We start from the raw sequence: 26,719 nt of genomic DNA on the forward strand, positions 1-26,719 counted from the left end.
AGTCTAGTGATGATGGCAAAGAGGTCACACCCGTTCCCATACCGAACACGGAAGTTAAGCTCTTTAGCGCCGATGGTAGTTGGGGGCTTCCCCCTGTGAGAGTAGGACGTCGCTAGGCACAATCAAAGGTCTGAGAATTTCTCAGACTTTTTTTTTTTGTCTTTAATAAATATAATAAAATACGGTTCTATAATAATACATGCTATCTATTTTCAGAGCTGAGATAAATATTATTGGGTGTTTTTTATTTATTTCCATTCTTTTTAGGATGGAGGTGCTCTGAGTCATGTGGTTCAGCTATTATCATTCCAAATACCCTGTGATGATGCTTTCTTATATCTGCCATATCTACACGTTATCTACTCCTTATTCTCGAATCTAGCTGCCATATATACTTGATACTCTCATCAGGGGTGTTTAGGCTGAACCCAACTGTAGCTACGATATTATAGACTGTAAGCTGGTCATATAAGAACATTGCGCTGTGAAGGAGGAGATGAAGACGACATCGGTACATCGAGATAATCAGAGTAGTCCTCATGATGGAATTTGTCTTTAGTGTATTATGAAGCATAACTTCAATATATTTACTTACATTTGTACATAAAATTAGAGGATCTGAAGCGACTACTTCAAATTTATTGACAACCGTATTTGTTGAAATAGGATTTTCAGTTAGTATTGTGTTTTTAGTGAAATTTTTTTCGTAACGCTAGGTAAAAGTTTATCTCTCATAGGGGGATTTCCTAGTCCAGTAAGTGAATGAAGTGTGACATCTGTTTCTCATATGAGCACCTCCTCTTTCAATTACCTAGCCATATATCATTAATAGGGATGTAATGCTAAAGTAAAATGTAATCTTCTATTCCCTCCATAGTAAATTCCAGAATAAAGGATTCGGTAATTTTGATATGTTATGGCTGGTCTAATTTCGAAAATAAATTTGGATGTTCCCCATACTAGTGCTAACGATGGAGATTAAAGCTATGTGATTCTTCATCAGTGTCTTGATAAATTCTAACTCGGACAGGGAGCTTCTATATGGAGCTAAAAACCAAATACATTCGGTACCGAATTAAGGAAATGAATATGAAAAGAGGCAATTGATGAAAAAATCATCGGTCGCCTCTTTTTGTTGTTAGTCTATGAGCAAATGAATTTTTGATATATTCCTTTATCAGTGATGTGTTTGAATTACTAATCATAGCATAAAAATTCACTCTCACTTTAGCGTAAAGGGGCCCTCTTACGGAATATATGCGTATTTTGCTTCAGCTGAAAGCAGTTAAAATTCCAATATTGTACGAATACTGTTCATGTACGATTGGCTTACAGGTAGCTCGGTGCCATCTTTCATTAAAATAATAAAATTCGATGTAATATCGCGTGAAATCTTTTTAATAAAGTGAATGTTAATAATGTAAGATCGGTGAATCCGAATAAACATATGTGGTAATCGGATTTCTAGTTCTTTTAATGTCACCGATGTTTTATATTGCTCCCCGTTTCGATAAAACCATGTACGCTTTTGTAAGCTCTCAATATGTGAAATTTCCCCAATCGGTATGGGACTCCAATCTTCATTCTGTTTTCCTGTTAAAAAACGATAAGGCTCTTGTTTTTTTGGTGAAAATGTTGATGGTAATACGACGACAAGCGCAGCATTTCGACCATCAATTGTAATGGGATAACCGATAGCATAATAAGGTGTGTCAAATAAAGAATTATCCATTACGGCGTCTAATTTACTTTGTGATTGTAAAACACGGTATGTGAGACTATCTTGCTTGACAGCTGTACCTACCTCTAATTGAAGATCGTGGCTACCACCTTCAAAATATACATACGTATTCTCTACAGCTATCGCAATGGCTGCACTTTTTGGAATCCAATCTTCTAATATAGTTTTATATTGGTCCAAGACTTTTCGATCAATAATGATATCCCCTTGTTTCATATAAAACATTCCCCCTCTGTATTATATGTATTTTTACATTTCATCCCAACTATAAACTATTTCATCATTAATTTCAGGTGTTTTGTCAGAAAATAATGAAAAAAAATGAAGTCTGTTATATATTAATTTACAACAAGTATACCTGTTATGGAACAGTATTTAAAATGTTTTCTTAGCAGAGTATCTTATTAGACAATTGGGAAGGTGGAAATGTAACATGTCAACTCGTCAAGAAAAGATTGAAGCTCTACAAAAAGATTGGGCAGAAAACCCACGCTGGAAAGGCATCGAACGTGCATATTCAGCTGAAGAGGTAGTAAAATTACAAGGTTCAGTAGTACTAGAGCAAACATTAGCTAAACGTGGTGCAGCTCGTCTTTGGAATTCTTTACACACAGAACCATTCATCAACGCTTTAGGTGCCCTAACTGGTAACCAAGCAGTTCAACAAGTTAAAGCAGGTTTAAAAGCAATCTACTTATCGGGGTGGCAAGTAGCAGCAGACGCAAACCTTTCTGGTCAAATGTATCCTGACCAATCATTATACCCAGCAAACTCTGTACCAGCTGTAGTTAAACGTATTAACCAAGCGCTACAACGTGCAGACCAAATCGACCATTCAGAGGGCCGTGAAGATGGTTTTGACTGGTTCGCACCAATCGTAGCAGATGCTGAGGCTGGTTTCGGTGGTCCATTAAACGTATTCGAGCTTGTAAAAGGCATGATTGAAGCGGGTGCTTCAGGCGTTCACTTAGAAGACCAATTAGCTTCTGAGAAAAAATGCGGTCACTTAGGTGGTAAAGTATTACTTCCAACTCAAAATGCAATCCGTAACTTAGTTGCAGCTCGTCTTGCAGCTGACGTAATGGGTGTTGATACAGTTTTAATCGCTCGTACAGATGCAGATGCAGCTGACATGGTAACTTCAGATATCGATCCACGCGATGCAGAGTTCATCACTGGCGAACGTACACCAGAAGGTTTCTTCCGTACAAATGCTGGTATTAAGCAAGCAATCGCTCGTGGTTTAGCATATGCGCCATACGCAGATCTAATCTGGTGTGAAACATCTCACCCATCTTTAGAAGAAGCTCGTGAATTCGCTACGGCAATCCACGCTAAATTCCCAGGGAAGATGTTAGCATATAACTGCTCTCCATCATTCAACTGGAAAGCAAAACTTTCTGACGAAGAAATCGCAGAATACCAACGCGAATTAGGTAAACTTGGCTACAAGTTCCAATTCATCACATTAGCTGGTTTCCACAGCTTAAACTACTCAATGTTCGAGCTTGCGCATGACTATAAAGACAACGGTATGGCTGCTTACTCTAAGCTACAACAAGCTGAGTTCGCTGCAGAGTCTAAAGGTTACACAGCAACTCGTCACCAACGTGAAGTTGGTACTGGTTACTTTGATGAAGTATCACAAACAATTTCAGGTGGTCAATCATCAACAACTGCAATGGCTGGTTCTACAGAAACTGAACAATTCGCATAAGAGATTGTTACAAAGAGTAGCGATTGCTTAAACAAATTGTAATGATTGTACACTAATACTCTATTTACTAGAGTATTAGTGTATCTAATAAATGAAGCATCTTGAACTTCTGTAACGGCTAAGCCATTCCAGAGGGTAGCATTACAGAAGAGCGATGCAAAGTAATGATATAAACCGTACTTGAAGTACTAGACGAAGAACTTGCAAAAATTAAAGAAGCTGTTGGGGAACAAGCTGATGAAAGTAGTCGTTATGCCGAAGCGACTGCACTTTTCAAACCTTTAATCGAGCAAGATGACTTTGTCGCTTTTCTAACATTACCTGGTTATGAAAAAGATTAGCTAATTCATTGTTTGTTAGACATGAAAACTCTACTATAATAATTCGTAAATTTTATTCATTTCCTACCATAATTTTCACGGAGTTGTGATAGGAGAAGACTTTTGAACATGGGTTTTGCCTCCCATTAAATAAAGTATATAGCGTTTAAACAAGGGGTCTATTATAAAGAATTGTGTAAGATTCTTATAAAAGGGGAGAATGTCTTTCTAGTCATGATGGGACTAGGGAGACATTTTTTTGTATAGAGAATATGGTGGAAATCTATAAATCTTCTTTCCATTGATAAAATTTTCAGAAAGTTATATGATGTGGTTGTGGGAGAGATTACCAAGAGGGGGCAATCGTAAATGAAAAATAAAGAAATTCTACTCGTTCCAGGACCGACACCTGTTGTCGATGAAATTTATGAAGCGCTTGCAAGTGAAACAAGAGGACATACAGATGCACGCTTTGTGGCTATTTATAAACGTGCGATTGAAAATACAAAGAAATTATTTAATACAGATGGCGAAGTGTATGTAGTAGCAGGCTCTGGTACACTGGCGATGGAAATGGCCATTGTGAACACAGTAGCAGAAGGGGAGAGGCTACTTGTCATTAGTCATGGTTATTTTGGTGATCGATTCACGCCGCTTGCGAAAGCATATGGGATTGAAGTCGATGTACTGCAGGCTGAGTGGGGGAAACGTGTTGAAATGGACGCAGTACGTGAACAGCTAGCCAGTCACACATACAAAGCTGTGACAGTGACACATGCGGATACGTCAACAGGGGTAGCATCTGACTTAGAGGCACTGATTCCACTTATTAAAGCAGTAGGCGCGTTAGCTATTGTAGATGGTGTTGTCGCAACGGCAGCCCTGCAAGAAGATATGAGTAAAGCATATGGTGGCAATGAAGCCTATAAAATTGATATCGCGTTAACTGGTTCACAAAAGGCGATTGGTGTACCACCAGGTTTAGCAATTATTGCATTTAGCAAACAGGCATTAGCTGCGCGTGAAGCACTAGAGACAGTACGTGCTTATTACGCAGACATTCATAACTGGCGCCCTATTATGGACAACCCAGCCAATTATTTTGCAACGCCACCGGTCAATTTAATTTATGCGTATGATAAGGCATTGGAAATGGTGTTAGCAGAAGGGATGGAACAGCGCGAGGCACGTCATATCATGTATGGACGAGCAGTACGTGAGGCACTTCGTAGCTATGGTATGACGCCATTAGCAGATGAAGAGGTAGCAGCTGCGACACTCAGCTGTATGTTATATCCTGAAGGGGTAGAAGATGCTGCTTTCCGCAGTAGCTTAGCGAGCCGCGGCGTTGTTGTTGCAGGTTCGCTCGCACATTTAGCAGGCAAAGCATTCCGTATCGGCCATATGGGGAATACGACACCAGAGCAACTTGAAAAAGCGATTCGTTTAATTGGCGAAGTACTAATGGAGCAAGGTGTGCAGGTGGATATTGAACAGGCAGTAGATATACTACATCAAGAATTCACTATTTATGTAAAGTAAAGAATGGGCGTCCCATATACAGCACGGGGCGCCTGTTTGTTGTTTATAACTTACTCTCCACCAATCGATTGCTTTAACCAACGAGTGGCTTCTACATAGTCTTGTGCCACTCCGAGCCCTTTTTTATAGAGCATACCGAGTTGGAATTGTGCTTTGGTATGTCCTTGGTTAGCGGAAAGTTTATACCATTTTGCCGCTTCTACATAGTCTTGTGGCACACCTTCACCCTGTGTATGCATTTGGGCAAGTTGGAATTGTGCCTTTGCGAATCCAGCATGGGCAGCCTGTTGAATCCATTTTGCTGCCTCTGTGTGATCTACGTTTACACCTAGGCCTTTATCGTAAATATTGCCGAGCTTGTATTTGGCTTCAATATGTCCTTGCTCAGCGGCTAGGCGATAACATTGACGTGCTTCATCATAATTACGCGTCGTGCCAAGTCCATTTTCGTACAATAATCCGAGCTCGAATTCGGCTTGTGTATGACTTTGATTGGCCGCAGCACGTAGCCATTTCAATGCTTCTGCGTAGTTTTGTGGAACAAATTCACCGTGTAAATAAAATAGAGCCAGTTCATACTGTGCTTCCGTGTGTCCTTTAATAGCTGCTCTTTTTAACCATTTAAAGGCGGCTTCTAATTGATTGTCTGCTTTATAAAGGAGTGCTAAATCAAAGCTTGCACTAATATGTTCATTGGCGGCCGCTTTCGATAGCCATTCAATTGCATGCTGACTTGATTTTTTCGATGATTGCTGTTTATAGAAAAGACCGAGTGAATATTGTGCATTCGTATGCCCTTCATTTGCCGCGACAGTGAGCCATTTAATCGCTTCTTTTTCATTTTTTTCGACACCGTTTCCAGCTTTATAACAAAGAGCCAGTTGAAATTGTGCATTTGTATGTCCTTGCATCGCCGCTTTTAAAAACCATTGCGCGGCTTTTGGCATATTTTGTTCGACCCCGCGCCCTTTACTATACAAGTAGCCCAGGTTGTACTGGGCACTCGGGTCGTCAGCGTTTGCTGCTTGTTCAAACAGCTCCTTTGCTTTTTTAAAGCTTTGTGTGACACCTGTGCCGTTATGGTATAGGAAGCCTAAGTTATTTTGTGCACTCGTATTACCTTGTGAAGCTGCTAACTGATACCATTTAGCAGCTTCATAAAAGTCACGTGAAACCCCATTTCCTTGATTGTATAAGGAGCCTAGATTATACTGCGCGTCCGCATTGCCATGTTTAGCAGCCATTTCATATAATGCCGCGGCCTGCTCGTAGTCTTGTGTGACACCTTGACCAAGTTGATACAGTACACCAAGTGAGTACTGTGCATTCGTATCCCCTTGCTCCGCAGCTAATGTGTACCATTTAGCGGCTTCCTCATAGCTTTGCTTCACCCCGCGCCCGTGATTATAGAGCACCCCAAGATTGTATTGTGCACTCGCATTTCCCTTATTAGCCGCAACTAAAAACCACTGGGCGGCTGCTTCGAAATCATCTGCCGCAAAGTCTACATCCATCATAGTATGATTCGATATTGTTTCATTCGGTTCATCGATGTTAAAAAAAGCAGAAGCAGCCAACTGTTCTCCTTTTTTGATACGATGTAAATACCATTCACAAATATCAATTAAATATTCAATAACGATTTTCGATGCTTTGGAATGAACAATGTCATTCGAAGGTGTAGCCGTCATTTTATATACTAAATTCATGAGTAAATAGATGCGACGTGGATGAATTTTTGCGATAAAGTTTTTGTTGTTTAATAAAAGTCGAATCGCTGTATGGGATACATGTTTCTTCATTTCTTTTTCATATAAATCTCGGATTATAATGCCGAGTGCAATTTTTGATTTTTGCAGAGACAAGCTAGGATTCGAAATCGTATAGCGAGCAGCTGCTTGTAAGTGTTCAGCTAATGGTCGATGTGAATCTGGTATAGTATTGCATAATTGTGTTAGTACATCCCGGTCAATCGCCATAGAAATCCCCCCTTGTATCACAACGTTCTCTTTCGATAAGTATTCTTTTTATCGGGTAGTTTAAGATAAATTCAATGTAAATTAGTATGATTTCCCAAATATGTGCGCATAAAAGCCGTATAAAAATGGAAGCCCATTGAATTCTTTTTCCAACAACTATACAATTTTAAGTAAATAATCGGGTTTGTATTTGGGAGAGGGGCATACATAGTGGAAGATGTGATTGTCGTTATACCTGCATTAAATCCTTTGCAGTCATTTATTTCCTTTGTGGAGCAGTTGAAAAAAACAGCTGTGACCAAAATAGTCATTGTTAATGATGGCAGTGAAGAAAAATATGCACCTATTTTTAATGAATTTCGACAAGACCTGCAATGCATTGTCATTGATCATCTACAAAATAAAGGAAAAGGGAGCGCTTTAAAATCAGGTTTTCATTATATTTTGCAGCATGAAAAAGACATAGCGGGTGTATTAACAGTAGGAGCACATGGGCAACATACGTTAAGCGATATACAATTGATGCTTGAATCGGCAAAATTGTTTTCAGATGGGATTGTGTTAGGGGTAAGGCATTTTGGCTCCAGAGAAATGCCTATGTTTAGCTTTCTTGGTAACCGAGCAGCGTCTATGTTGTTTGAATTGTTATTCCGTCGCAGATTGCTCGATATTCAAACAGGGCTCCGCTATATTCCAAGGAGTGAATTAAGCTGGCTACAAAAAGTACCTGGAGAACACTTTAATTTTGATACGAATATGTTAGTCGAGGCACTTCGTCGAGATGTCCCGATTTATGAGATTCCGATTGGTCACGCTAAGGTGCGTAAAAACTCTATTATGAATTACGATGAAATTATTGATCCGAAAAAAATGCTGCAGCAAATATGGACGACTTTTTTAGGAAATCGGAAAGTATAAGTTTACCCACCGGTATCTTTCTAAAAAATAGACCAAATTGATTGTGAGTGAAACTTTTTTTGCCGTTTTTCGTACATATTAATAAGTACTACAGGGCTACCATTTATAATCCTTGCAGGGAATTCCTAATACTGTAGTACTTATTTTGGTGTGAAGGGAGCGTTTTGTATGGATGAAAAGCAGTCGATGGAACAAATGATTGAAGATAAAGAGCAACATTATTCAGAGAAAGATTTTTTCAAAACGCTAAAAAAATATGGAACTAAACTCGGGTTTAAAGGACTGCACACAGCAGCTACCTTATATACAGCACTAAAAAGTCCAAATATGTCAAAAGGCAATAAAATGATTATCCTTGGGGCATTAGGCTATTTCATTTTACCGTTAGATGTGGTAGCAGATATTTTACCGGTTGTAGGTTTATCCGATGATTTAGTCGTCTTAACAACCGCGCTAGCCAAAGTGTTTATGAGTATTGATGATGACATGAAAAATGATGCCCATGCGTTATTAAAGAAAACGTTTGGTGAACGGTATGTATATGAAAAAACAGATATAGTTGATATGCAATAGGACAAGTAAGGTTTCGCTAATAGGGCGAAATCTTTTTATTTTAAAAAAAATAGGTTATCGTAGTAATAAATAGTGTCAGGAGGGCGTAAATAAAATGGAATATACAGATCCAATGAAAAATCGCGTGAAGCGAATGGAAGGACAACTTCGAGGTGTTTTAAAAATGATGGAAGATGGAAAGGATTGTAAAGAGGTAATTACACAACTATCCGCAGTACGTTCAGCAGTTGATCGTACAATTGGCGTCATTGTAAGCACAAACTTAGTCGAATGTGTACGCCAAGCAGAAGGCGATGATGGAAAAGTAGATGAAGTGATCAAGGAAGCCGTTAATCTCGTTGTGAAAAGCCGCTAACATGGATGGATTGGGGAGAGTGTATGTTAAAGCGAATAACGATTCTTGTAATTTTACTGGTCTTTGCAAAGCCTGCATATGACGTGGCAAGGGATTTTTTGGAAACGAATACAATCACCGTTGACGAGGCAGTGATGCCTGTAACAACAGGACAAATTACAAAAGACGCACAAATAACAACACAATCCAAACAACTAGCTACATTACCAACTGAAGTAACATCTGTAGAACAGATGGCAGATGCATTTTACTATTATTTTAGCCGTTTTGAAACGAATTTTACGATTGAGTATAAGGGAAGTACAGCAGATATTGAGCGGATGTTAACACGCGCAACAGAAGATGCAGCAAAACGTGATACGTACATTGAAGGGCATTTAAGCAATCGAGAAATGGAATATGAATATCGAAAAATGGATGCGACAATTCGTGTGAAGCAAAGTTATTTAACGAACCCATCACAGGAGCAAAGTGTCAATGGACTAGTTGAATCCATTGTGGCAACACTCCAACCTGAACAAATGACAGATTTTGAAAAGGTGAAGTTTGTTAACGATTACATTGTGCAAAATACTGTATATAGTGAAGACAGTGCGACCAGTTCACATAGTGCGTATGCAGTGGCTTATGAAGGAAAAGGGGTATGCCAAGGCTACGCATTATTTGCGCAAAGATTGCTACAGGCACTTGGTATGGAATCGATGTATGTTGTCGGTGAAGTATATACAGGTGGACATGCATGGAACCTCGTGAAAGTCGATGGCGAGTGGTACCATTTAGATACCACATGGAATGATCCTGTACCGGATCGTGGCAATGGTGTACAGTATGATTATTTCTTATTAAATGATGCAGATATGGGGATTGATCATACGTGGCAAGCAGTAGATTATCCAAAGGCGACAAGTACAAAATATCGTTATATGCATGTTGTACAAGATAGCTATGAAAAGGACAACTATATTTATTTCAGTAATACGGCTGATAATAACAAATTGTATAAAGTGCATAAAGAGACAGGTGAGAGTGAGCGTGTAGCGGATGTCCGAGCATTGTTTATCGTCGGTGCAGGGGACTGGTTGTACTTTAGTAATTATTCAAATGGTGCATACTTATCTAAAGTGCGCTTAGACGGAACCGAACTCACAACATTGCATAAAGAAGAAGTGAACAATTTATTCATCGAAGAAAATATGCTGTATTTTACAACAGCAGATGGATTAAAAAAAGCAGATCTTTAAACTTACTAAGCGTTTTGTTTAGTAAGTTTTTTTGGTGTTTGCTATAAAATGATAAAAAAGAGATTCTACACAAAGGGATTGTCTGAAAAGACATTTTGAGACGGAACCTTTGCGACGAGGATGGTGGCATTTTGATGTGACCACCGCAGGAGCAATATTTCTTAATGGATAATTATTAAGGGATAAAGGGGTGTTCAGAAAGTTTTTACTTTCTGGACACCCCCTTTGCAGTAAGAATCTCAAGGATCGTCATTCATCTGTCGCTATGCAAGCTGTATGATAGGCTCTTTTGACGATATACTCAATCGGCTTTTCTTTACATAGCTCAAATTGTACTTCAGGAAATACATCGTGTACGCTTTCTACGAACTTTTCGTAAATGATCGGGTTATGTTTCAATACACCGCCGTTTACGTAAAAGGTATGTGCACCCGTATGATAGCCTGCATTTTTTAATGTGGTTGTTGCGAGTAAGGTTAGTTCCTGTGCTGCTTCGTGAGCAATTCTCACGGCTATATGATCACCTTGCACAATGGCTTGCTGTACATAAGCCCCGAGGCTGGCCAACTGCGCATTTGTATAATCAGCATGGTATAGCCAGTTCATGAGTGCGTCCACATCGGCTAACTGCTGATCACGGAGCACCATATCTGTTAAAAGTGTCGGTTCATCACGACCATCTGCAGCACGGAAAATGGCCTTTGCGACCTGCTGTCCAAGCCAGTAGCCGCTTCCTTCATCGCCCGCACGGTGGCCCCAACCACCTGCCCGCACAATCTTTACACCTGTATAACTAAAACAGATGGCACCCGTACCTGAAATGAGTAAGGTAGCAGGTTGCCCATTTGCAAGCCCTAGAAGAGTTGCTTCCACATCATTTTCGATAATGAGCTTTTGTGCAGTAAAAATAGAGTTTTCCATACTTGCTACGACGATTTCACGTACGATACGGGCATCCTCTTTCGTATCAATACCAGCGATCGCAAATACCGCTACGACAAGGTCACGTTCGGCAATGGCAGTACTCGCCTGTGCTAATAACTGCTCAAAAACTTGTTGGACATGATTCCGTCCAATTGCTTGATAGTTTGAGCCAGTGGATGTAGCAGCAAATAACTCCTGCCCATCCGTTGTACGAATTGTTAAAGTGGTCTTCGTTGCTCCACCATCTACAGCTAATATGATTTGGTTCAATTTGTATCCCAACCTTGTAACATGTCGTCAAGTTTTTGTTCGGCTTGTAAAATGGCATCTACTTTATCACGTACCCATTCTGCCATTGTGGTCGCATCCTTTTCTGCTATTTTGAGTGAATGGCGCATTGTGTCAGGCGCTGGCCCACCTAGAAGTTTCCGCACATGAACGAAATACTCCGGCTTTAATGCGTTGTAGAAATCGTTTTTAGCAATATGAAGAGGTTTCCCTGTTACTTCAATCGATTTATCATTCGCCATTTCCCATGTTAAATTGGCAAGGGATTCTTCGTCTGCCTCCATTAATGTTCGAACACAGCGACTAACAATGCTGTGGGATTGACGGAAAGAGATCTTTTCAGAGCGTACGAGTGTATCTGCTAACTCTGTCACATTGGCAAAGCTATTTTGCGCACGCTTTAATAAATTGTCTTTGTTTACATTCATCGTAATGACTAAGCTACCAAATAACTTATAAACCCCAATTAGTCGGTCAATGGCACGCCATAAATAAGGCTGCATATCATCTTCTGTATCGACAATATCGCCAAATGGTGTGTTATGAATCATTTTTAACACCGTGTCTGTATCACCGACAACCGCTGATAAGAGGGAACGTGTATGCTCAATCGATACCGGGTTTCGTTTTTGTGGCATGATCGAGCTAATTTGTACGTACGGACTTGCTAGGCGGAATGCGTTGAATTCTTGCGTAGCCCATAATAAGAAGTCCTGTGACGTACGACCAAGATTGAGTGCGGCAAGCTGGACAACACTTGCAGCCTCTGCAATATAATCTGCACCGGCAACGGCATCCCAAGCATTTTCAATAATGCCGTCAAAGGCAAGCAACTCTTGCATACGCTCGCGGCTAATATTAAAGCCTGTTGTGGTTAATGCTGCAGCGCCCATACTACTTTTGTTAATCGTACTATAGGCGGCTTGTAAGCGACCAAAATCACGCGTTAACTGATTAATGACCGCTTTTAAATAGTGTGCAAACGTTGTTGGCTGTGCTTGCTGTGTATGCGTATAGCCAATCATAATCGTATCGACATGCTCCTCGGCAAATGCAATCATTGAGGAGCATAAATCTAACAGCTCTTGCATGAGTGATAGCAATTTTTTACGTAGAGTCATACGATAAATCGCGATGCCCATATCATTGCGGCTTCTAGCAATGTGTAGATTCCCTGCTACATCACCGCCAAGCTCAATTAGTTTATTTTCAATACGGAAAAATAAATCCTCAAATTGCGGATTATAGTCCTTCGTTTTGTAATATTCGATATCTAATTTTTTGATTGCCTTACCGATTTTCTTCGCGTCTTCCGTTGATACAATCCCTTGTTCTTCTAACATTTTTAAATGGGCAATATGAATTTGCACCATCGATGTTAAAAAGTGTCGTTTTGCTTCGTCGTATGCAGGTTGCAAGACCATTTGACGGTAGCTATTGGATGGGAAGTGAGTGCCTTCTACTTCGTTGATATGATTTTTGTAATCTTGGAAAAACATAATTTAACCTGCCTCCATTACATGCTATAAAAATAGTTATATTGCGGAACCGGCCGAACCTTTCGAAAGTTTCTCTGAAATTAGCAGTACAAGTAAAATTAACACAATTTGTAGCACACCGTATGCACAGGCCGTTCCAAATTTAAATGCGTAAAGCTTTTGGAAGATGGCGACAGATAAAGGGATCGTAGATGTACTGTAGAGCAATATAGATGCAACAAATTCGCCAATACTGTGCACAAATGCAAGTAGTGTACCAGCAATAATACCAGAAAGTGTTAATGGTAAAACAATTCTTTTGAATGTATACCACCACGATGCACCTAAGCTACGAGAGGCTTCTTCAACCGATTGGTCAAGCTGCATTAAAGAAGCGGATGTAGAACGAAATATAAGTGGTAAGTGGCGTACAAAATAGGCAAGTGGTAAAATCCAAAACGTCCCAATCAACACTTGATTAAACGTAAATACACTTTCTGTACTAAATGCCGCAATTAAGTTGACGGCAACAACAGTCCCTGGAAGTGCCCAAGGAATCATAATTAATACATCGAGTAAAGATTTCCCTTTAAAGCTTAGTCGAACCATTGCATAGGCAGCAGCGACACCAAAAAGAATATTGCCAACAGTTGCGACGGCCCCCATTTGAATGGAATTCCAAATAGGTCGCCACGTACGCTCATCTGTAAAGAGCGCTTTATAATGATTCAAGGTATATTCGGTCGGTAAAATTTGTACAGTCCATGTCCCGTCTTTTGAGAAGGAAATGAGTACTAATACTAATATCGGCAGAATTAGGATTAATGTTCCTAAAAAAGACAGGAAAATAGAAATATATTTTAACGGCTTGAATGTTACTTCTGAACGATGCACACTAATGCCTTTACTCAAGTTTTGATAATTGCGCCTATTTTGATACCAACGCATGAGTAATAAGAATAGAATCGATACAATCGATAAAATCGTGGATTGTGTTGCGGCCATATCTAAATTCCCGTTTGTGCGTGCTAAGTAAATTTGCATCGTCATCGTACGTTCTACCCCAAACATAAGAGGGGCTGTATAAGAAGCCATCGATACCATAAATACAAGGAGAGAGGATGCAACAATGGAAGGGGTGAGCATTGGTAAAATTACTTTTCGCCATACACGAATACGGCTAGCACCAAGACTTGTTGCTGCTTCTTCCAGTGATGGATCGAGGCCTTTAATCGCAGCAGATGCTGTTAAATAAAAATATGTGTACATCGTAAATGTGTGTACAATGACTACGCCCCATATGCCTTTTAACGCAAAAGGCACTTCATCTAAGTGGAATAGCTGTTGGAAAAAGCGTGGAAATATACCACTTTCCCCGTATAAAAACGTAAAGGAAAGGACACCTACAAGTGGTGGTAAGGCCATTGGTACGAGTACGAGGACAGCTAATAGTCTACGCCCTGGAAATTCATAGCGCTCAAGTAAAAAGGCCATTGTAATGCCAACAACCGCACAACTAATGACACTAAGAACCGAAATATACACGCTATTCCATAGTGCCTCTAAATTAGCTGAACTTTCTAAGCTGAAAAACTTCGCATAGTTCGCTAATCGATTGTCTCCAGCAAAGCTTTGTAAAAATGTCGAGTAAAATGGATACACAACATAGGCGAATAAAATGAAGAATAATGGCGAAATCAATAAGTAAACAAAATACGGTGACTGTGTCGCACGTGACCACCAACTTGTGTGAGATGCTGTTTGCTGCTTCATTGTGATCGCCTCCTATTCTCCGAGAAAATAAAGATTTCTCGGTGGAATATGTAGCTCCATTTCGTCTCCCACTTGTTTCAGCTGATTACCGCCATTAATAATCATCGCTTTAAGTGAGAGTCCCTGTACATTGACGATATAATTAACGCTCAGTCCCGTAAATTCTAAAAATTCGATACGCCCTTTGACCGTATTATGACCAGGACCTACTGCAAAGCCTTCAGGTCGTATAGAGACGTAAACCGTTTCACCAAAAACGGGTGTTATATGTTGGGCGTAGTTTGTTGTGAGCCCATGTAGGATAAGCCCATTCGCATGTTCAACGGTGATCACATCCTGGTCAATCGATTTCACCTTTAGTTCTAGCATATTAGTTTCCCCGATAAACGTTGCCACAAAACGGTTATTTGGTTGATGATAAATTTCTTGCGGTGTGCCGATTTGTTTGACGACACCTGCTTCCATGACCATAATGCGGTCAGACATCGACATCGCTTCTGTTTGATCATGCGTCACATAAATCGTCGTTACGCCGAGTTCGGATTGAATACGCTTAATTTCCACCCGTGTTTCTTCACGTAATTTGGCATCTAGGTTGGAAAGGGGTTCATCTAACAATAAAATATCCGGTTCAATGACAAGTGCGCGTGCAAGTGCGACACGCTGTTGCTGGCCACCCGACAGTTCATTAATTTTGCGATGACCATACTCGGTCAGATGAACGAGACTTCGGATACGGTCGACTTTTTGTTTGATTGCTGGTTTTGACATTTTCCGTACTTCTAAACCAAATGCAATATTTTCATCGACCGTCATGTGCGGGAAGAGGGCATAGTTTTGGAACACCATCCCGATATTGCGTTTATGTGGCTGTAATGTTGTAACATCTTGTTGATCGAAATAGACTTTCCCTGTCGTCGGGTAATAGAAGCCTGCAATCATTCGAAGAGTGGTTGTTTTCCCGCAACCACTTGGTCCTAAAAATGTGAAAAATTCGCCTGGTTGAATCGCAAGGTTCAATTCACTCACGCCAAGTACATTACCGAACCTTTTTGTGACATTTTCAATGCGAACACCTTTCATCATAGGCACCATCCTTTATGTTGAGGTATATACAATTCATTCCGTCTGAATGAAGAGAAAAGGGTTGGTCCGAATACACGGAGCAACCCTTACATGTGCAAACATCTACATCGTCAGTCGGAATATGACCTTTCGTTAATAGCTATCGCCTTTTCCTTTAATATTTGTATCCCAGTATTCCATCCACTCCGCTTCTTTGTCGGCCATGACTTGCCAATCAATATCGAATGTCTTTAGCTCTAGCGCTTGATACCAATCAGGCATCGCTGCCAAATCAATATCTGTTCGTGTTGGAATTTGATAATAATCATGTGAAAGCTCCGTCATCATCTCTTTATCAAATAAAAATTCCACAAAGAGCTTGGCGTTTTCTACATTTTTGGCATTTTTAATAACCCCGACTGCATCGACTAAAATAGGGGCACCACTTGCTGGATAAATATAATCGAATGGGTAATCGGTTGTATGTTTTTTCAATAAAATATCTTGTAAGTTCCATAGTGAAATCGAACCTTCTTGACGTGTTAATTTTAAATATAGCGCGTTTGGATCTTGTGTATATTCTTTTGTATTCTTATCTAATTGTGCGAGCCATTCATAGCCTTTTTCCGGTGTATCAGGCCCTTGACGGTAAATCATAGAGGAGTAGATCGTACGCATTGTCCCTGATGCTAAAACACCACGAATTAAAATGTCATCTTGCCATTTCGGGTCCAATAATTCATCCCAGTCTTGCGGTCCTTCCTCTGGTGTTAAAACATCGCGGTTAATCATAATGACTTCCGGTAATAACATTTCACCAATCCAACGATTTTCACGATCACGATGTAGTGGATCAATGGCTTCTACAAAGGACGGCTCCCAAGATTCTAATAAATCCTCATTGGCCGCGACCATCATCGCTGCTTGTGTACCACCCCACCAAAAATCACCTTGTGGGTTTGCTTTTTCACCGCGTGTACGCTCTAAAATTTGTTGGGCACCCATTGTCATGTATTCCACTTGAATGTCAGGGTAGCGCTCGTTGAATTTCGCAATGACGTCTTGCACTAATCCTTCATCTCGCCCGGTATAAATGACGAGCTTACCAGAAGGGCTCTGTTCTACATTTTCTGTTGTTTCTGTTTCATTGGCATCATTTTCTTCATTGTTCTTCGTCGTTGTGTCATCTGATGCATCGTTGCAGGCAGTTAAAAATACGAGGAGTACAACGAGTAATAAAGAAAGTAGTCCCCATCTTTTCATACTAAAAACCTCCTTGTTTTAAAGTTGCACCGACAAGCGCGGATATTTGCGCTTCTTAGAATCTTATAATAATAAGTCGACGTTTATCCCTGTATCAACAAAAAAATTGGAAAGTGTATATCAATACAAAACAGTGAAGTATTATTTCCGAATAGTTATATAAGCTGTTAAGCATAAAAAACAACTTCACCGTATGAACGGTGAAGTTATCAGAATGTGTGTAAATTCAAATTGATTTTCTACGAAAGCGAAGTGGAAGAAGCAAGCACGGCTTCAATCCTATAAACCAGCCTAAAACTTCCGCTATTTGTAGCGTTCATATCGTTATCTTCGTGCTTCGCAAACACGCTGCATCCGGGTAAAACAAACTGGTACGAGCAAAACAGTACCGTATTCGGTCAAAACCCAACTGTATGCTAGCAAAAGCCCATAGTAAAAGGGCAAAACACTACAGTATTCAGTCAAAAAGGTTATTTTTTAATATCAAAAATATGTATTTGGGTTATGGAATAACATTAGCGCCTAATATTGAATGATCTTTTCATTGAATGACTCTTTCATTTCGTATAATTCATTCAGCTGCTCTTGGTAGGAATGACTCATTAAAAAATATGTATCTCGATACTTTTCTGGTATTGGATAGATTTGAAGCGACATCGATTCTTGTTCAATTAGCCACTTTTTTAAGTGAATGATTTCGGATATAGAAAAATCATTTAATAGTATATCATGTTGCTTAGTATGTATTTCAATTTGCGGCTCTATCACTGTTTTAAATGGATTTATTCGAATCGTACTGGGCATATGAGCAAGTTTTACTTTACTTCTAGTTGAAATATTGACGACCGATACTTCAGACCAAGGAACATATTGATTGTGAAAAAAGAAAAAATGATTTCTTTTGATTCCCGTATCATTAATTGCAGTGTAAGACTGTAATAAAAGGGCATTAAATAAGACAAGGAAAAATACACAAATAATAATAGTCTGTTTGCTTTTTTTAAAGAAATATATTATCCCCATTAACAAAATTGATAAAAATAAAATGAGCTGTTTGAGTGATTCATCATACGTTACATAAAAAAAATGAAATATGTTTACTAGAACGTATTCAGCTAAATCAGTTAAGAATATACAAAAAATCAGCATCATGATTGCTAAATACAAGTGCTTATTTTTCAAGCTCTGCATATCTTGTGAGGTATCATCAATAATCATCTATTTCCTCCATCTTAAATACCAAATAACTTCACCGTACGAACGGTGAAGTTATGTAAGCATTATTATTTCTCTGCTTGTTGTTGCTGATTTTTTTTCATGGCGCGCCATCGTTCTAGCCCGATAAATGCGCATGCACTACTAAAGACTAAGTAAATCGTTGACACTAAAATATCTGATTCCCAATAATGTAACACTTGTGTAAAGCCGATAATGGCTACTGCAAACGCTGCGAGCATATACAGTTTTGCATGTTTCTCCATTGAAAAGCCCCCCTAATGTTCATTAAAAAAATCGCCTTATATCTATTATGCTGAGGTGTGGTCACCTATTATTTTTAAGTGACTGTTTACGCATCGATAGGTAGGATGGCAGAATCATCCCGACTAGTACAAGCACAATGCCAAGCAGTTGAAGTGCTGTCACGACCTCATGAAGGAAGATGACAGAAACAAGAATCGCTACAGGTAGTTCCATTGCGCTTAAAATGGATGTTAAGCCACCTCCAACTTTCGGCACCGCAATAGAGAATAGTAAAATCGGCAAAATAATCCCGAATAGCCCGAGTGCTAGCCCGTATTTCCAAAGTCCGCTTGTAAGCTGTCCGTTCCACAGAATCTCTGGAGATAAAAAGATACTAATCACAATGAGCGCGACAAAGGATACGATAAATGTTCGTGTGATGTTGGTCATCCCTGTTACTTGGCGCGAGTTAATTTGAATAAAAATAGAGAAGGTCAGTGCAGCAGCTAAACCGAGCGCCCAACCTTGCCAAGCAATCGCTGTTAAGTCAACATCTAAAATCCCTGCTGCTAAAATCGTTCCTGCAAATAAAAACAGGAGTGAAATCACTTCAGCTCGTGTCGGAAGGCGTTTTTTCAGTGCACAATCTAATAATAACCCTATCCACGTGAATTGGAATAACATGACAACAGCAAGTGATGCAGGTAAATAATTTAACGACTGTCCGTATACAATCCCTGTAGTAGCGGTAAAAATCCCAGCGAGTACTAGTATCGCCCAGCCTTTTAGTTGAATATGCGGTAACTTACGTTGTGTTACCAATACTAGAAGCAATGCTAGTAAAAAGCCAAAAATATATTGACTTGAAACTACCTCTGAGGAAGTATAACCATCTTGCATCCCTAATTTCACGATAGTAGATAATATGCCGTAACTACTAGATGCAATGACAATCATAAGGGGATAAATTATATTTAATGGCATGTTACGATACTTCCTTTACCATATGATAGAATTTTTCGCCGATGATTTCCCACGGTTCTGTCACGGCGAAACCTTGTTGTTCATATAATTGACGTGCTTTTATTTTTGCTTCGTCTACATTTAAGGACACTTTTTTGTAGCCGCATCTTACGGCTTGCTCCTCAGCAAAATGTAGCAGTTTTGTACCGATCCCCAGTCCACGTACATGTGATGCTACACAAATTGTATCAATATAATATTCATCGTCATGTGCTTCTAAATCAATTTGAAGAGACGAGGCATGCTTTTGTTGCAGCTTCTCCATTAACAGTGCATCTAATTCTTTCCCTGTTTGTCCATCATATAAAACAATGATCCCTAAAATTTGTTCATTGGCACAAGCAACAAATGTATTGCGATATGTGTGACGGTTATCGTCAGCACGTACAAGCTCTTCTAGTTCCGTCATGATATTTTGTAGATGATGCTCGCCCGTGAGTCGGCCTGCGATATCGCCAATTGCATCATAAATGAGCGGTGCAATATGTGGTGCATCCTGAGGTGTGGCTTGTCGGATATTCAGATCTATATTCATTATTGATCGCTCCCTTTCGAACAAAGTATAACAAAACTATGAACAATGTGCCGACATATGCTCAATGTTAGAATAGTACAAAACTTTAATAACCTTAGGATTTTATGATAACCTAGATAGAACATTATCTTCGGAGGTTAGACAACTGATGACTCAGTTAAGCAAGGATTTTATTTTAGTTTACGGAGACGCTTTTGTTGATTATATAGCGAATGATGCGACAAACACTTCATTCACAAAGTTCTTAGGAGGCGCAACGATTAATGTCGCAGCTGGTATTAGTCGGATTGGTGCACCATCAGCACTCATTACGATTACGGGTGATGATGAAACATCCCAATTTGTACGACATGAAATTAAAAATGAGGGAGTAAATCTAGATTACGCTGTATTTGTACCGGAAAAACGGGTGAGTGGTGTATATGTCCATTTAAAAAAAGATGGTGAACGCGTTTTTAAGGATTATGTAGATGAGGCACCGGATTTACAAGTAACAGCACAACACTTACATGAAGAAGCATTTAAACGGGCGTCTATTTTTAACTTTTGTTCGGGCACCATGTTCCATCCGACAGCCCTTGCCACAACACGTGCTGCAGTAGAAATGGCTAAGCGTCATGATGCTATTATTGCCATTGATGCCAATATCCGTCCGCTTCGCTGGAGCAGTGAATCCTATTGCCGTGAAACCGTTGTATCATTCTTTCAAGATGCCCATATTTTGAAACTAACAGATGAAGAATTATTTTTCTTAACCGAAGTCAATTCGATTGAGGCGGGGTTAGCAATGTTAAAGCCATTAAATATCCCCATTATTCTGATTACGGTTGGCGCAGACGGTACGTACGCCGTATTAAACGGAGAAGTAATGCATGTGCCCGCTGAAAAAATCGTACCAGTGGATACAACAGGAGCAGGTGATGCGTTTATGGCAGGCATCATGCGCTACGTTCACTATAATGGTTTACCAACAACGAAGGAATCTCTCGATAACTGCGTGTCCTTTGGGAACAAGCTTGGGGCAATGGCTGCAACAAAACCAGGTGCATTAACAGCGCTTCCACGTTATGATGAGATTAAAAACTTATTATAAGGTGTGGTCATATGTACGATGAACTAATTGCAGGACGCGTCTATTTTGGAGGTGCGGATGATACAGAGCAAGTCATCCGTGACAAACAGGTCGATAAAGTGATGGATGTACGCTTAAACGGTCGAGTAGAGCCGGTAGAGTACACATATATTCATCAGCCAATTGCGGATGAAAGTGAACACATTGCAGACTCGATTAAAATAGGGGTCGAGGAAGTCGTAAAAGCTTACGAAGCTGGAGAAAAAATTTACTTTCACTGTGGTAGTGGCGGTGGACGAGCAGGTGTCATGGCTGTTGCCACGTTAATGGAGCTAGGGGTAGCGGAATCATTGGATGAAGCAGAGGCGATCGCTAAACAGGCGAGACCAAAAGTAAACATTCGCCCCAACATGCGTGAAGCATTAGAAAAATTATATAAATAAATTAGAACAAAGCCGCCCTTGATGGGCGGCTTTGTTCGTTGATATTATCAATTTTGATTAGGATTTGTCTTTTAAACGGAAATGCAGATTTCTTATTTATTTTTAAAAATAAGTTTACGTTTTTCAAGAAAAGCAAAAACGCCTTCTTTTACATCCTCTGTTTGAAATACTTTGCCGAAGTAGTATGCTTCCATTTCTACCTCTTTTCTAGTTAGCAAGTCCCCATTGTTTTTTATGATGGATTTTTTAGTTCGTAAAATTATTTCCTTTGTTTGCAAGCTACCTACTAAAAAGAAATTAGGAATGAGCAAGGATTTTGTCTATGAAGTCAAGAAATGTTAAATCACATACATGACAAACGTAAGCAATTTATTGTAGGTATACAAAGGGAGGGGAAATAGGTGAAGGGTAAGGTTGTATTCATTACAGGTGCTGCAGGGGGCATTGGTTATCAAATGGCTACCTCTTTTTTAGAGGCTGGAGCAAAGGTGATGCTTTCAGATATAAATGCGGATCAGTTAGATCATGCTGTCAAAATACTTGCTGGAAATGCAAAAGGGGTCGTATGTGATGTTTCAAAAGAAGAAGAGGTAAAACAAGCCATTTCCTATACAATTGAGCAATTTGGAACAATTGATATTTTAATTAACAATGCAGGGTTACAACATGTAGCGTTCATTGAAGATTTTCCTGCTGAAAAGTTTGAACAAATGATTAAAATTATGCTAGTTGGCCCATTTTTAACGATTAAGCACGCTCTGCCTTATATGAAGAAGCGCAATTTCGGAAGAATTATTAATATTGCCTCCATTAATGGTTTGATTGGGTTTGCGGGGAAGTCAGCGTATAATTCGGCCAAGCATGGGGTTATCGGTTTAACGAAAGTAACAGCGTTAGAAGTAGCGCATTATAATATTACGGCAAACGCCATTTGTCCAGGGTATGTAGATACACCGCTAGTACGTGGTCAATTTGAGGACTTAGCACGAACAAGAAATATGACTGCCGAGCAAGTATTAGAGGAAGTGTTATATCCATTAATTCCTCAGAAAAGATTACTGGATGTAGCAGAAGTCGCTGCTGTTGCTAAATTTTTGGCGAGCGATGAGGCGAGAGGGATGACAGGGCAATCGCTTGTACTTGACGGTGGCTATACAACACAATAAATCTCAACTTACAGGAGCAATGAACGTATTAGAGCACACGTCATTGCTTTTTTATATTCATCCTAACTTACATATTACAAGTAAACTGTTAGTTGACAAATGCTAATAAAGTAAACGATCAATCGCTATTTTCCTCGTGTATTTTTGGATATAGTACTAGTAAGAGGAGCTGATCATATGAAACACTTTCAATTTTCATCTGTATTTTCGACAAGGCGTAAGGAACTTGGGGTGACACAAGAACAAATTGCGGAGTATGTAGGCGTATCAAGAGCGGCTGTTTCCAAATGGGAAAAGGGACTAAGCTATCCTGATATTACGTTATTACCGAAGTTGGCGACATATTTCAATGTGTCAATCGATACATTACTTGGATATGAGCCACAGCTGACGAAAGAACGGATTACGATGATGTATCGTGAACTTGCTAACCAATTTAGTCAGCAGTCATTTGAAACCGTGCAAGAAGAAATAGAGCAGTTACTAACAGAGTACTACGCTTGTTTTCCATTCGTCTTAAAAATGGCCCAGCTTTACTTGAATTATCATACACAAGCAACACAGCCGAATACGATTTTAACAAGGGTGCAGGAGCTTTGCGGAAGAGTAAAGGAATTGAGTGAAGACTATCAGTTAGTCAATGCAGCCGTGATGATTGAAGCATCTGCTATGCTCATGCAGGGGCAAGCACAAGAGGTTCTTCATATTTTAGGGAAGGATGTGCCTATTCAATTTGGTACGGAACAACTCATTGCCATGGCACACACGATGCTTGGGGATACAGCGAAAGCAAAAGAAACGTTGCAAGTCAGTATGTATCAACATGTCATGCATATGATTTCATGTGCAACAGAAAATTTAATGTTGGAAGTAGGGCATGTAGAGAACTTTGATGAAACTGTACACCGCACGAAAAGTTTTATCCAAATTTTTCACGTGGAACATTTAAATGTAAATGCCCCGCTTGTTTTTTATTTAAAAGCAGCAGCGGGCTATGTGATGCAAAATCGTTTAGAACGTGCACTTGAAATGATTGAAGCGTATTGTCGTATTTGTTATCAATTAAAATTTCCAATTCAACTTCAAGGGGATGCTTATTTTTACTTACTATCCGACTGGATGGAAGAACATATACAGCTAGGCGGGCAAGCACCGCGTGATAATCTTTCCATTAAAAAGGATTTAGTCAATAGTTTAACGCAGCAACCTGTGTTTGCACCGTTATACGATGATCCAAAATATAAGGCGATAATAGCGAATTTGAAACACCATTTAAAAATAGAGGAGGAAAATGAATGTTAGAGGAATTAGCGAATATTAATTGGGGACTGATTGCACCGTTAATTGTAATCCAAGTGATCTTAGCCATCGTGGCATTAATTGACTTAGCACGTATTCATGCTACGAATGGTCCAAAATGGGTATGGGTGTTAGTTGTATTATTCATTAATACGATCGGTCCAATCGTTTACTTTATTTTCGGGAGAAAAACGTCATGATTACGGTACGTGATTTAACTAAAACATTTGGTACACAAACCGCGGTATCCAATGTGTCATTCACGCTTGAACAAAACACATCGACAGCATTAATTGGTCCGAATGGGGCAGGAAAAACAACGATTTTATCCATGTTAACAGGGTTACTGGCACCAACAAATGGTACAGTTGAAATGGAAGGGATAAAGGATATTCGAAAAGAAATTGGCTTTCTTCCACAGTACCCACAGTTTTTCCCGTGGTTAACAGCACTTGAATTTACAGAGATGGTAGCCAAATTGAGTGGTATGTCAGGTCGAGAGGTAAAAAAAGAAGCACAAAAGGTACTATCATTTGTTGGACTTGAAGAGGCAATGCGTAAAAAAACATCGACATTTTCAGGTGGTATGAAACAACGACTAGGAATAGCACAGGCCATTGTCCATAAGCCTAAGTTATTATTACTTGATGAACCAGTATCAGCGCTCGATCCAGTCGGTCGCCGTGAGATGATGAATTTATTAAAAGAGTTACAACAGCAAACGACGATTTTATATTCTACGCATATTTTAAATGATGCGGAGGAAATGACAGACCAGCTGTTATTTCTACGAAAAGGGGCGATTGTTGAGCAAGGCTCGCTAGCAGACATCCGAGAGCAATTTGATGTGCCACGCTACAAAGTTGAATTTGAAACAGAAACTGAGGCCTTGCAATTTGCTTCCCAATCTGAATTTGTTGCCACAGCAGTGAGCAATAGTGTTTATGTTGAAATCAATGAAGAACGTCCAACGATGCAGCAATTAATGGCACAATTAGTAGCATCACCGTTTCATGTGAAACAAGTGAAACGTGTAACCGTCACACTGGAAGAAATTTTTATGAAGGTGGCGGGACAATGAGTAATTTTATTACATTATTTAGCAAAGAATGCTGTGAAGCATGGCGTGGATTTAAATTTTTATGGATGCCCTTACTATTTATTGTTTTAGGTATAAGTGATCCGCTCATGAATTATTTCATGGAAGATATTTTGAATACAGTTGGTAATGTACCAGAAGGTTTTTCGATTACATTGCCGAATTATTTACCGATTGATCTTTTATATGCTTCTACTGGTCAGTTTCAATCTATTGGATTAATTGTTCTTGTCGTAACATTTGCAGGTGCTATTAGCCGGGAGCGACAAAATGGTACAGCGACACTACTCTATGTAAGACCGATATCCTTTGCGACATTTTTTATGAGTAAGTGGGCAGTTGCTAGCCTACTCGGCATCATGAGTGCTATTGCTGGTTATGCAGGGAGTATGTACTATACAGCGATTTTGTACGGCACGGTGGAAATAGATGCATTTATCAAAATGGTGCTCACATACTGTGTGTGGATTTTATTTGTAGCGGCAGTCACGCTAGCGTTAAGCGCCATGTTTAAAACAGCGATTGCAATCACGGTGGCAATTGTATTCTTACCGATTGGGTTAATAATCGATTCACTCATCGGCAGTTTTTGGAGCGTGACGCCGTGGAAACTTGCCACATACGGTGTACAATTTATTAGTGGTAGTACAAGTGAACATTATACAACCACAATCATTTTCACATGTATATTAATGGTGATTGCGATGATTATCGGAATAGTATTTACGAAAAAGAATGCTGCCACAACGAAAATATAATAAATGACTTTGAGGTGCTTACGGAATATAAGCACCTTTTTCTCTTGTCTTATATAAAAGTTCAATGGTGAGTTAATATCTTGAGGTTAGCATTATACTGGAGAATATTTTTAGTTGTACCATGTTGTATAATGTCAATTCGTTACATCAATCACATGACGCCTTTTGTTAATAATTATGCATCACTGGGTGCGAGTTTACATTTTAGTGAAAGGTGAACTTTTCTTATTTTCAAGGTGCTTAATGTGATTTTCCCCCCATTCATGTAAAGCCTCCATAAGGGGACCAAGTGTTTTACCATATTCAGTAAGTGAATATTCAACTTTGGGCGGGACTTGTGCGTACACAACACGTTTTATTAAATCTTGCTCCTCAAGCTCACGGAGATGAAGTGTCAACATGCGTTGTTTAATATCAGGTATCCGTCTTCTTAATTCATTAAATCGAAGCGTTCCTTCTACAAATAAATGTAGCAGAATAAGGGGTTTCCATTTACCAACAAATGTACTAAGGGCAGTTACGACCTCACATTGATGAGGATCCATATCTTTTTTCAAATTATTCATCTCCTTTTAGTACCCTTTTTGATACTAGGTCACAAAAATGTGCATACTTACATTCTTCTTATCTCCATCTTAAAATATCATTATAAGTTAATTTTTACAATTTTTCGATAAAGGGGATGT

25 protein-coding genes, 1 rRNA gene and 1 pseudogene are annotated in these 26,719 nt (G+C 39.5%); 15 read left to right on the forward strand and 12 right to left on the reverse strand.

What is annotated here, in order from left to right; translation table 11 throughout:
• Nucleotides 1-2: 2 nt before the first annotated feature.
• Nucleotides 3-118: ribosomal RNA gene (rrf, locus tag AAGS61_RS13385) — 5S ribosomal RNA — on the forward strand.
• Between the two features lie 1,167 nt (nt 119-1,285).
• On the opposite strand, the gene AAGS61_RS13390 is transcribed toward rrf, so the two are convergent.
• Nucleotides 1,286-1,957 carry a LytTR family DNA-binding domain-containing protein gene (locus AAGS61_RS13390; protein ID WP_391372714.1) on the reverse strand — a complete coding sequence of 224 codons (672 nt, stop codon included), beginning with the start codon at nt 1,955-1,957 and terminating at the stop codon, nt 1,286-1,288.
• A gap of 217 nt (nt 1,958-2,174) precedes the next feature.
• Here AAGS61_RS13390 and aceA point away from each other — a divergent pair, with 217 nt between their 5' ends.
• From aceA to AAGS61_RS13405, 3 genes and pseudogenes are all read left to right on the forward strand, one after another.
• Complete coding sequence (aceA, locus tag AAGS61_RS13395) at nt 2,175-3,458, forward strand: isocitrate lyase (protein WP_391372717.1); 1,284 nt, start codon at nt 2,175-2,177, stop codon at nt 3,456-3,458.
• Between the two features lie 191 nt (nt 3,459-3,649).
• Nucleotides 3,650-3,799, forward strand: a pseudogene (locus AAGS61_RS13400) (hypothetical protein); the annotation flags it as partial.
• A gap of 348 nt (nt 3,800-4,147) precedes the next feature.
• Nucleotides 4,148-5,320, forward strand: coding sequence for a pyridoxal-phosphate-dependent aminotransferase family protein (locus AAGS61_RS13405; protein WP_391372720.1), 1,173 nt, complete (start codon nt 4,148-4,150; stop codon nt 5,318-5,320).
• Nucleotides 5,321-5,370: 50 nt separating this feature from the next.
• On the opposite strand, the gene AAGS61_RS13410 is transcribed toward AAGS61_RS13405, so the two are convergent.
• A complete protein-coding gene (locus AAGS61_RS13410) occupies nt 5,371-7,299 on the reverse strand; it encodes an SEL1-like repeat protein (protein ID WP_391372723.1) in 1,929 nt (642 codons plus the stop codon).
• A 210-nt stretch (nt 7,300-7,509) separates the two neighbouring features.
• On the opposite strand from AAGS61_RS13410, the gene AAGS61_RS13415 reads away from it, so the two are divergent.
• The 4 genes from AAGS61_RS13415 (at nt 7,510) to AAGS61_RS13430 (ending at nt 10,386) form a co-directional block, all read left to right on the forward strand.
• Nucleotides 7,510-8,217 carry a glycosyltransferase family 2 protein gene (locus tag AAGS61_RS13415; protein ID WP_391372725.1) on the forward strand — a complete coding sequence of 236 codons (708 nt, stop codon included), beginning with the start codon at nt 7,510-7,512 and terminating at the stop codon, nt 8,215-8,217.
• 168 nt (nt 8,218-8,385) lie between these two features.
• Nucleotides 8,386-8,790, forward strand: coding sequence for a YkvA family protein (locus AAGS61_RS13420; protein WP_391372727.1), 405 nt, complete (start codon nt 8,386-8,388; stop codon nt 8,788-8,790).
• A 94-nt stretch (nt 8,791-8,884) separates the two neighbouring features.
• Nucleotides 8,885-9,145, forward strand: a complete 261-nt coding sequence (locus tag AAGS61_RS13425; RefSeq protein WP_391372730.1) for a metal-sensitive transcriptional regulator — start codon at nt 8,885-8,887, stop codon at nt 9,143-9,145.
• 23 nt (nt 9,146-9,168) lie between these two features.
• Nucleotides 9,169-10,386, forward strand: a complete 1,218-nt coding sequence (locus AAGS61_RS13430; protein ID WP_391372732.1) for a DUF5050 domain-containing protein — start codon at nt 9,169-9,171, stop codon at nt 10,384-10,386.
• Nucleotides 10,387-10,635: 249 nt separating this feature from the next.
• On the opposite strand, the gene AAGS61_RS13435 is transcribed toward AAGS61_RS13430, so the two are convergent.
• The 9 genes from AAGS61_RS13435 to AAGS61_RS13475 form a co-directional block, all read right to left on the reverse strand.
• Nucleotides 10,636-11,580, reverse strand: coding sequence for an N-acetylglucosamine kinase (locus AAGS61_RS13435; RefSeq protein ID WP_391372735.1), 945 nt, complete (start codon nt 11,578-11,580; stop codon nt 10,636-10,638).
• Nucleotides 11,577-13,097, reverse strand: a complete 1,521-nt coding sequence (argH, locus tag AAGS61_RS13440; RefSeq protein WP_391372738.1) for an argininosuccinate lyase — start codon at nt 13,095-13,097, stop codon at nt 11,577-11,579. Before argH ends, AAGS61_RS13435 begins: the two co-directional genes overlap by 4 nt.
• A gap of 36 nt (nt 13,098-13,133) precedes the next feature.
• The gene (locus AAGS61_RS13445) at nt 13,134-14,849 is read right to left on the reverse strand and encodes an ABC transporter permease (protein WP_391372741.1); all 1,716 of its coding nucleotides are present in this window, start codon (nt 14,847-14,849) and stop codon (nt 13,134-13,136) included.
• A 12-nt stretch (nt 14,850-14,861) separates the two neighbouring features.
• On the reverse strand, nt 14,862-15,932 hold the full coding sequence (locus tag AAGS61_RS13450; RefSeq protein ID WP_391373088.1) for an ABC transporter ATP-binding protein: 1,071 nt from the start codon (nt 15,930-15,932) through the stop codon (nt 14,862-14,864).
• 135 nt (nt 15,933-16,067) lie between these two features.
• The gene (locus AAGS61_RS13455) at nt 16,068-17,177 is read right to left on the reverse strand and encodes an extracellular solute-binding protein (RefSeq protein WP_391372743.1); all 1,110 of its coding nucleotides are present in this window, start codon (nt 17,175-17,177) and stop codon (nt 16,068-16,070) included.
• A 522-nt stretch (nt 17,178-17,699) separates the two neighbouring features.
• Nucleotides 17,700-18,395: a hypothetical protein gene (locus AAGS61_RS13460; protein ID WP_391372746.1), complete on the reverse strand. Its 696-nt coding sequence runs from the start codon at nt 18,393-18,395 to the stop codon at nt 17,700-17,702.
• A 65-nt stretch (nt 18,396-18,460) separates the two neighbouring features.
• A complete protein-coding gene (locus AAGS61_RS13465) occupies nt 18,461-18,658 on the reverse strand; it encodes a hypothetical protein (RefSeq protein WP_391372748.1) in 198 nt (65 codons plus the stop codon).
• Nucleotides 18,659-18,719: 61 nt separating this feature from the next.
• A complete protein-coding gene (locus AAGS61_RS13470) occupies nt 18,720-19,622 on the reverse strand; it encodes an EamA family transporter (protein ID WP_391372751.1) in 903 nt (300 codons plus the stop codon).
• 1 nt (nt 19,623) lies between these two features.
• Nucleotides 19,624-20,196, reverse strand: coding sequence for a GNAT family N-acetyltransferase (locus tag AAGS61_RS13475; protein ID WP_391372754.1), 573 nt, complete (start codon nt 20,194-20,196; stop codon nt 19,624-19,626).
• Nucleotides 20,197-20,344: 148 nt separating this feature from the next.
• On the opposite strand from AAGS61_RS13475, the gene AAGS61_RS13480 reads away from it, so the two are divergent.
• The 7 genes from AAGS61_RS13480 (at nt 20,345) to AAGS61_RS13510 (ending at nt 26,033) form a co-directional block, all read left to right on the forward strand.
• Entirely contained in the window at nt 20,345-21,289 is a 945-nt protein-coding gene (locus AAGS61_RS13480; RefSeq protein ID WP_391372757.1) for a carbohydrate kinase family protein, read from the forward strand.
• Nucleotides 21,290-21,300: 11 nt separating this feature from the next.
• Nucleotides 21,301-21,711, forward strand: coding sequence for a protein-tyrosine phosphatase family protein (locus AAGS61_RS13485; RefSeq protein WP_391372760.1), 411 nt, complete (start codon nt 21,301-21,303; stop codon nt 21,709-21,711).
• 455 nt (nt 21,712-22,166) lie between these two features.
• The gene (locus AAGS61_RS13490) at nt 22,167-22,877 is read left to right on the forward strand and encodes a 3-hydroxybutyrate dehydrogenase (protein ID WP_391373091.1); all 711 of its coding nucleotides are present in this window, start codon (nt 22,167-22,169) and stop codon (nt 22,875-22,877) included.
• Between the two features lie 177 nt (nt 22,878-23,054).
• Nucleotides 23,055-24,179: a helix-turn-helix domain-containing protein gene (locus AAGS61_RS13495; protein WP_391372763.1), complete on the forward strand. Its 1,125-nt coding sequence runs from the start codon at nt 23,055-23,057 to the stop codon at nt 24,177-24,179.
• Nucleotides 24,173-24,376, forward strand: a complete 204-nt coding sequence (locus tag AAGS61_RS13500) for a PLD nuclease N-terminal domain-containing protein (RefSeq protein ID WP_391372766.1) — start codon at nt 24,173-24,175, stop codon at nt 24,374-24,376. Before AAGS61_RS13495 ends, AAGS61_RS13500 begins: the two co-directional genes overlap by 7 nt.
• Nucleotides 24,373-25,257, forward strand: coding sequence for an ABC transporter ATP-binding protein (locus AAGS61_RS13505; RefSeq protein ID WP_391372767.1), 885 nt, complete (start codon nt 24,373-24,375; stop codon nt 25,255-25,257). The genes AAGS61_RS13500 and AAGS61_RS13505 overlap by 4 nt, the downstream gene beginning before the upstream one ends.
• Nucleotides 25,254-26,033 (forward strand): ABC transporter permease subunit, encoded by a 780-nt coding sequence (locus AAGS61_RS13510; RefSeq protein WP_391372771.1) that lies wholly within the window; start codon nt 25,254-25,256, stop codon nt 26,031-26,033. The genes AAGS61_RS13505 and AAGS61_RS13510 overlap by 4 nt, the downstream gene beginning before the upstream one ends.
• 197 nt (nt 26,034-26,230) lie before the next feature.
• On the opposite strand, the gene AAGS61_RS13515 is transcribed toward AAGS61_RS13510, so the two are convergent.
• Nucleotides 26,231-26,578, reverse strand: a complete 348-nt coding sequence (locus tag AAGS61_RS13515) for a winged helix-turn-helix transcriptional regulator (protein WP_391373094.1) — start codon at nt 26,576-26,578, stop codon at nt 26,231-26,233.
• Between the last annotated feature and the right edge of the window lie 141 nt (nt 26,579-26,719).

This window comes from Lysinibacillus sp. KU-BSD001, assembly GCF_042920265.1.
GTDB lineage: Bacteria > Bacillota > Bacilli > Bacillales_A > Planococcaceae > Lysinibacillus_B.

Coding starts and splice junctions, on each gene's coding strand:
- AAGS61_RS13390 (WP_391372714.1), bottom strand. CDS start 1,957: ATGAAACAAGGGGATATCATTATTGATCGAAAAGTCTTGGACCAATAT.
- aceA (WP_391372717.1), top strand. CDS start 2,175: ATGTCAACTCGTCAAGAAAAGATTGAAGCTCTACAAAAAGATTGGGCA.
- AAGS61_RS13405 (WP_391372720.1), top strand. CDS start 4,148: ATGAAAAATAAAGAAATTCTACTCGTTCCAGGACCGACACCTGTTGTC.
- AAGS61_RS13410 (WP_391372723.1), bottom strand. CDS start 7,299: ATGGCGATTGACCGGGATGTACTAACACAATTATGCAATACTATACCA.
- AAGS61_RS13420 (WP_391372727.1), top strand. CDS start 8,386: ATGGATGAAAAGCAGTCGATGGAACAAATGATTGAAGATAAAGAGCAA.
- AAGS61_RS13425 (WP_391372730.1), top strand. CDS start 8,885: ATGGAATATACAGATCCAATGAAAAATCGCGTGAAGCGAATGGAAGGA.
- AAGS61_RS13430 (WP_391372732.1), top strand. CDS start 9,169: ATGTTAAAGCGAATAACGATTCTTGTAATTTTACTGGTCTTTGCAAAG.
- argH (WP_391372738.1), bottom strand. CDS start 13,097: ATGTTTTTCCAAGATTACAAAAATCATATCAACGAAGTAGAAGGCACT.
- AAGS61_RS13445 (WP_391372741.1), bottom strand. CDS start 14,849: ATGAAGCAGCAAACAGCATCTCACACAAGTTGGTGGTCACGTGCGACA.
- AAGS61_RS13450 (WP_391373088.1), bottom strand. CDS start 15,932: ATGAAAGGTGTTCGCATTGAAAATGTCACAAAAAGGTTCGGTAATGTA.
- AAGS61_RS13455 (WP_391372743.1), bottom strand. CDS start 17,177: ATGAAAAGATGGGGACTACTTTCTTTATTACTCGTTGTACTCCTCGTA.
- AAGS61_RS13460 (WP_391372746.1), bottom strand. CDS start 18,395: ATGATTATTGATGATACCTCACAAGATATGCAGAGCTTGAAAAATAAG.
- AAGS61_RS13465 (WP_391372748.1), bottom strand. CDS start 18,658: ATGGAGAAACATGCAAAACTGTATATGCTCGCAGCGTTTGCAGTAGCC.
- AAGS61_RS13470 (WP_391372751.1), bottom strand. CDS start 19,622: ATGCCATTAAATATAATTTATCCCCTTATGATTGTCATTGCATCTAGT.
- AAGS61_RS13475 (WP_391372754.1), bottom strand. CDS start 20,196: ATGAATATAGATCTGAATATCCGACAAGCCACACCTCAGGATGCACCA.
- AAGS61_RS13480 (WP_391372757.1), top strand. CDS start 20,345: ATGACTCAGTTAAGCAAGGATTTTATTTTAGTTTACGGAGACGCTTTT.
- AAGS61_RS13485 (WP_391372760.1), top strand. CDS start 21,301: ATGTACGATGAACTAATTGCAGGACGCGTCTATTTTGGAGGTGCGGAT.
- AAGS61_RS13490 (WP_391373091.1), top strand. CDS start 22,167: ATGGCTACCTCTTTTTTAGAGGCTGGAGCAAAGGTGATGCTTTCAGAT.
- AAGS61_RS13495 (WP_391372763.1), top strand. CDS start 23,055: ATGAAACACTTTCAATTTTCATCTGTATTTTCGACAAGGCGTAAGGAA.
- AAGS61_RS13500 (WP_391372766.1), top strand. CDS start 24,173: ATGTTAGAGGAATTAGCGAATATTAATTGGGGACTGATTGCACCGTTA.
- AAGS61_RS13505 (WP_391372767.1), top strand. CDS start 24,373: ATGATTACGGTACGTGATTTAACTAAAACATTTGGTACACAAACCGCG.
- AAGS61_RS13510 (WP_391372771.1), top strand. CDS start 25,254: ATGAGTAATTTTATTACATTATTTAGCAAAGAATGCTGTGAAGCATGG.
- AAGS61_RS13515 (WP_391373094.1), bottom strand. CDS start 26,578: ATGGATCCTCATCAATGTGAGGTCGTAACTGCCCTTAGTACATTTGTT.